The 6,051-nt window shown below is 63.0% G+C and carries 4 protein-coding genes; 1 reads left to right on the forward strand and 3 read right to left on the reverse strand.

Annotated elements, in window-relative coordinates; all coding sequences use genetic code 11:
- Positions 1–378: 378 nt before the first annotated feature.
- Entirely contained in the window at positions 379–672 is a 294-nt protein-coding gene (locus tag QZY48_RS07760; protein WP_295429810.1) for a hypothetical protein, read from the reverse strand.
- A gap of 44 nt (positions 673–716) precedes the next feature.
- Positions 717–1,340, reverse strand: coding sequence for a hypothetical protein (locus QZY48_RS07765; RefSeq protein WP_295429812.1), 624 nt, complete (start codon positions 1,338–1,340; stop codon positions 717–719).
- Between the two features lie 864 nt (positions 1,341–2,204).
- Here QZY48_RS07765 and QZY48_RS07770 point away from each other — a divergent pair.
- The gene (locus tag QZY48_RS07770; protein WP_295429814.1) at positions 2,205–3,776 is read left to right on the forward strand and encodes an efflux transporter outer membrane subunit; all 1,572 of its coding nucleotides are present in this window, start codon (positions 2,205–2,207) and stop codon (positions 3,774–3,776) included.
- A gap of 277 nt (positions 3,777–4,053) precedes the next feature.
- Here the strand turns inward: QZY48_RS07770 and oadA are convergent, their stop codons facing one another.
- Positions 4,054–5,877, reverse strand: a complete 1,824-nt coding sequence (gene oadA, locus QZY48_RS07775; protein ID WP_295429816.1) for a sodium-extruding oxaloacetate decarboxylase subunit alpha — start codon at positions 5,875–5,877, stop codon at positions 4,054–4,056.
- Between the last annotated feature and the right edge of the window lie 174 nt (positions 5,878–6,051).

The following is a 6,051-nucleotide window of genomic DNA, read 5'->3' on the forward strand; positions in this document are numbered from 1 at the left end:
GCTTGCAACACGAACTGGTGTTTGCGTGAAACCTCGCGCTCGCGCGAAAGCGAGTACGACCGAGGAACCGGATGCGGGAAAACTGCACGTCCGGGTCTGTGGCGGGGGCTCCGGGCAACCGGAGTCCCTACGCCGGAGGCCATTGTCTGGGTTCATAATTGAGGCTCGCCCGCTTTCTCCTCCTACATGTGGAGAAATGTCTCCAGTTCTACGATCATACGCCTCCTCTTTTCTCTGACCTTATCTAGCTCGGCAGTTAAATGCTCTGTGTAGGACACAGGAGAAACGGTATCAAAAAGGATCTTGCTCGGGGTTGGTGGTTGGTTGCTCCGGCTAGCCAAGAGTTCGATTTCCAATGCCTTGATATTTTGATCGTATTCAGCAATTAGTTGGGTAAATGCCGTAAGCCGCGCTGTCCTTGTCCTGGGCGTCTGCGGAGCGCTTAAATTGTCGGCGGCTTTCCAATAAATCTTCCTTTTGTACTGCAAGTGCGTCGCCTTGCAGCAGTATCGTGATCACGAGCCCGGAAAAGGTTAGGCCCGTAAAAAGAGCATTTAGAGCGCCGAAGCTGTCCCCAAATGTGCCAAGATGAGTAGCCCAACCAGGATCTTTGGTCACAACGAAAAGAAAAAATGAAAAATACAGCGGTACGGGTATTATCAGAAACAGCAAGACATATCGTAAAAGGAGCCATTTTCGCATGTTGTCCCCGCGGCCTATGAGTCATCTGAAGATGGTACTATTTTGGAAAGATGAGCCTCAAACGCAAACAAGCGTTTCAATATTCCCAGGGCACGCAAGAGCCCATAAACGGCGAGTGGTGCCAATACAAATAAGCCCGTGGTGTACTTGAAGCTCAGCGGATAAACATCATAGCCATAAGGTCCCTCTTCGTAGGAAAACCATTCCACCCCGAATTTCGCAGAAGAAAAGCCGTATTGCCAATCTGCGAAGACCGTTACAAAAAACAAGAGCAGTAATGCGGCTACGAAGATAATAATACCCTCTTTTCTCTCCGATGCTATCGTTACTTTCTGTCCCGAGTCCGTGGCAGGTGGGTCGCTGTTGGTGCTGCGCGATTCAATTTGTCCGACTCTCGCAACCAAAGGTAAGATGGCGGCGGGCTTCTCAGGTTCCGTTTCGAGAAGTGAAATACGGTTTTCCAGGGAATCGATTCTGGCGAACATCTCCGACAGTGCAGCGTCGGAGATGTTGAGGTATGCAGAGAAATCGGAAACCCCGGCCTTGTTTAGTGAGTCTTGCAACTCGCAGACACTTGAGGTCACTATCCGCGATACCTTTGGCGGCTGCAAAGTCTTATTAATAACCAAAAATTCCATTAAGACTCCAGGATGTCGAGCTTGCCAAGCCTAACTGTTTTCTTAGACTGACGGCGGTGTTGGGCGAGTTAGACAGATTCTGTCTAGTTCAAGATTTCACTGCTTTCCCGAGCCCGGTCTCCCCCCGCTCCCCCGCCTCAGTCCTCAAAAGCCTAGCGCACGCCCCGCAACCCGTCAAGCCACCAGGAAAAATATGTTTTTCTCCGTAACAACAGCTTAACAAATCAAGTACGACGGCGCTCGCTGCCCGCTGGCCAAGACGCCGCAGTGCCCCAGGGCAGCCCGCCATCGTCGTTCGGGCACGATCGAGTCGGCACAGGCCCCAGGCCGATCCATGACGGCGGGTCGGCGCTCGAACCGGCCCGCCGACCGCCCAGGCCGCGATCTCCTCCCTCGTTCCAGTGTGCTTAGACGGCTGTCGGTGTTGGGCGTGCTAGACCGATTCTCTAATTATGGTACTAGACAGATGCGACTCGGTTTCTTGCGCGGCGAAGGTCGGCGTCCCCGTCGCGTGCGCGGGGAACGGCAAGTCGGGGACAGATTCATATCCAGAGGGTGATTCGGTCGAGGCGCTTGATCCTGGAAGAAGCATTTGTTTCACGCAAAGACGCAAAGACGCAAAGTTTCTCAATGTTTTTGGGGCCTTCAAGCGTTACCGTGTCGGGGGTTGCTCCGGCCATCCAGGGACCTGCGATGCCGTTGGTCCGCGCAGCGGACCCTACGGGCGGCTCCGTGGCCATCGGTCGCTCCGTGCGGACCGGGCGCATCCCGGCCGCTCGCGGCGGACGCATCGATCCGCGCTTCGGCTTAGAATCTGCGCTACACGCACGGGTCTGACGCACGGCCTCGCTCATCAGGGTTGCAATGCACTTTACCGAGGTCTTTATCCGCCTGGAGTCCAAGGCTTCAGCCTTGGCCTGCCGATCCAAGGCTGAAGCCTTGGACTCCCGCGGGTCGGCGCCGCGGCTGGCCGGAACCATGACCAAGGCCGCGGGCAGGCATCGGCTGCTGCGGACCCTGGCCCTCGGCGCGGCGGCCCTGACGGCGGCCTGCAACCTGGGGCCGGACTATGTGCGCCCGAGCGCGCAGGTCCCGGCCGCCTATAAGGCGGACGCCAACTGGAAGCCCGCCACGCCCCAGGACCAGGTGCCGCGGGGGCCCTGGTGGGAGGTCTTCGGCGACCCGCCGCTTACCGCGCTCCTGGTCCAGGTCGAGGTCTCCAACCAGGACCTGGCCGCCGCCGCGGCCAAGCTGCGCGAGGCCCAGACGCTGGTGCAGCAGGCCCGCGCCGGGCTCTTCCCCAGCCTCTCCGGCAGTGCCTCGGTGATCCGCTCCCAGTCGACCATCGGCAGCGGGAGCGTGCCGGTGTCGGTGGGCCGCCGCGCCCCCGAGACCACCGAGAACATCGGGCTCAGCCTGCCCTGGGAGATCGACCTCTGGGGCAAGGTGGCGCGTCAGGTCGAATCCAGCCGGGCGAGTGCGCAGGCGAGCGCGGCCGACCTGGAGTCGGTACGCTTGAGCGCCCAGGCGACCCTGGCCCAGGACTATTTCCTGCTGCGGGTGCTGGATGCCCAACAGCGGCTGCTCAACGAGACCGTCGCGGCCTACGCGCGGGCCCTGACGATTACCCAAAACCGCTACGCGGCCGGGGTCGTCGCCCAGGTCGACGTGGCTTTGGCCGAGGCCCAACTGAAGACGACCCAGGCCCAGGCCATCGACCTGGGGGTCCGACGCGCGCAGCTCGAGCACGCCATCGCCGTGCTGATCGGCCGGCCGCCGGCGGACCTGGCGCTCGCCCCGGCGGACCCGCCGGCCAGCCTGCCGGTCATCCCCGCCGGCCTGCCTTCGACCCTGCTGGAGCGCCGGCCCGACATCGCGAGCGCCGAGCGGCGGGTCGCCGCCGCGAATGCCCAGATCGGGGTCGCCCGCGCCGCCTACTTCCCGACCCTGAGCCTCTCGGCCACCCTGGGCTACCAGAGCACCGACTTCTCCAAGCTGCTCTCCGCCGGCACCCGCTATTGGTCCGTGGGTCCGACCCTGGCCGGGCCGCTGTTCGACGCCGGTCTGCGCCGCGCCCAGAGCGCCCAGGCCGTCGCCGCCTATGACGCCAGCGTGGCCGCCTACCGCCAGAGCGTGCTGGTTGCCCTGCGGGAGGTCGAGGACAACCTCTCGGCGCTGCACATCCTCGCCCAGGAGGCGCTCGCCCAGGAGGCCGCGGTCGAGGCCAGCCGCCGCGCCGCGCAACTGAGCCTCAACCAATACAAGGCGGGCACCGTGAGCTATCTGAACGTGGTCACGGCCCAGGCCGCCCAACTCGCCAACGCGCGTACCGCCCTGGACATCCTGGGCCGGCGCCTCACGGCCAGCGTGGGCCTGATCAAGGCCTTGGGCGGCGGTTGGCAGGCCGCGCAGGGGAGTCCCGCGGCCCGTCCCTGAAAGGGGTCCCTTGAGCCTAAGTCCGGGAATTACTCACACAAAGACACAAAGAACACAAAGAAAAACAAATCATGGAAGACGGTGGGCCGATCACCGCGCGGGTGACCTCCTTGACCTACATATCGGGTTGAAAATCTTTGTGTTCTTTGTGTCTCTGTGTGAGAACTGCTCTTTCTAGGTTGAGGCTCGCGACAAGGCGTCGTGGCCGGGGGGCCGCTCCCACGATGCGGGATGGGTAGAGCGCAGCGAAACCCATCGTTGGCGCTGTTACGCCGGTTCAGTCCGGCGTAATCTCCAGCAGTACCTCATCCGGATTCACCGCGTCCCCCTTGATGACATAGACCGCGCTCACGGTCCCGGCGATGGGGGCCTGGATCTCGGTTTCCATCTTCATCGCCTCGGCGACCAGGACCGGTTGGCCGGCGGTCACACTTGCCCCCTCCTTGACCAGCACATCGACGATGTTGCCGGGCATGGCGGTGGTGACCTGGCCCGGCTTGTCGGGCTTGGGCCGGCGGCCGCGGATCGCCTTCTTGATCGCCCCCTGGGCCCCGCCGGTCAGGACCACTTGGTCCAGGGTCTCGACCACCACCTCCTCGGGCACGCCGTCGATGGAGAGATAGAAGTGCCGGTCGGTCTGGCCCTTTTGTCCGGCGCCCGTGACCTTGACGTGATAGGTCTCGCCATGGACGGCGATGTTGAACTCGGTGGGTGCGTGCTCGGTGGCGGCGGGGCCCGGCGGGGGCTCCAGGGGCTCCGGTTGCAGGGTCCCGGCCGCGCGCTGGGTGAGGAAGGCGCGCCCGACCTCCGGGAACATGGCGTAGGTCAGGACGTCGTCATCGGTCAGGGCGAGCACGCCGATGGCCTGTGTGAGCCGCTCCAGTTCAGGCGGCAGCAGGTCCGCGGGCCGGCACTCCACGAGGTCCTCGTTGCCGATCGCCTGCTGTTGCAGGGTGGGGTTCACCGGCCCCGGGGCGCGGCCGTAGCGACCCTGGAGATAGAGCTTCACCTCATTGGTGATGGTCTGGTAGCGCTGGTCGGTCAGGACATTGATGACCGCCTGGGTGCCGACGATTTGGGACGTGGGTGTCACCAATGGCGGGTAGCCCAGGTCCTTGCGGACGCGGGGGATCTCCTCCAGCACCGCGGACATGCGCTCCAGGGCCTGCTGCTCCTTCAATTGGTGGGCCAGGTTGGAGATCATGCCGCCCGGTACCTGATTGACCTGGACCCGGGTGTCGACCCCGGTGAACTCGCTCTCGAACTGGTGGTAGCGCTTGCGCACCTGATAGAAATAGATGCCGACCTGCTGGATCAGCTCCAGATTCAGGCCGGTGTCATACCGGGTGCCGCGCAGCGCCGCGACCATGCTCTCGGTGGGCGGATGGGAGGTCCCGCCGGCCAGCGACGAGATGGCGGTATCAATCGTATCGCAGCCGTTCTCGATCGCCTTCAGGTGACACATCTCCGCCAGGCCCGAGGTGGCGTGGGAGTGCAGGTGCAGCGGCAGGTCGAGGGTGTCCTTCAGGGCCCGGACCAGCTCGGCGGTGACATAGGGCGTCAGGAGTCCCGCCATATCCTTCAAGGCGATGGAGTCGCAGCCCATCTGCGCCAGTTCCTTGCCCATCCCCACGAAGCCCGCGAGGTCGTGGACCGGGCTTTGCGTATAGCAGATGGTGCCCTGGGCGTGCTTGCCCGCCGCCTTGGTCGCCTCGACCGCCGTCCTGATGTTGCGCAGGTCATTGAGCGCATCGAAGATCCGGAAGACGTCCATGCCGTAGGCGGCGGCCCGCCGCACGAAGGCGCGCACCACATCGTCCGAGTAGTGGCGGTAGCCGACCAGATTCTGCCCGCGCAGGAGCATCTGCAGCCGGGTCTTGGGCAGGGCCTCGCGGAACTTGCCCAGCCGCTCCCAGGGGTCCTCCTTGAGGAAGCGCACGCAGGCATCGAAGGTGGCCCCGCCCCAGCACTCCAGGGACCAATAGCCGATGGCGTCGAGTTTGGGACAGATGGGCAGCATGTCCTCCAGGCGCAGGCGCGTCGCCAACAGCGACTGGTGGGCGTCGCGCAGGACCACCTCGGTAACATTGATCTTCGGCATAGTCAGCGGCTCGGGGAAATAGGGAACGGTTCACCAATAAGTTAAGCACGTCCAGTAGCGAGTGCTGTTGGCGTCGTTGTCGTTGTCGTTGTCGTAATCGAGGTTATCGTAGTGCCTTGGATTCTCTCGAACACCAAATGGCATCGCTTCTTCGATTACGATTACGACAACGAC

It is taken from the genome of uncultured Thiodictyon sp. (assembly GCF_903828115.1).
Classification (GTDB): Bacteria; Pseudomonadota; Gammaproteobacteria; order Chromatiales; family Chromatiaceae; genus Thiodictyon.

Excerpts from the sequence above, each read along its gene's own strand:
- QZY48_RS07765 (WP_295429812.1), bottom strand. The coding sequence starts at position 1,340 with ATGGAATTTTTGGTTATTAATAAGACTTTGCAGCCGCCAAAGGTATCG.
- QZY48_RS07770 (WP_295429814.1), top strand. The coding sequence starts at position 2,205 with ATGCACTTTACCGAGGTCTTTATCCGCCTGGAGTCCAAGGCTTCAGCC.
- oadA (WP_295429816.1), bottom strand. The coding sequence starts at position 5,877 with ATGCCGAAGATCAATGTTACCGAGGTGGTCCTGCGCGACGCCCACCAG.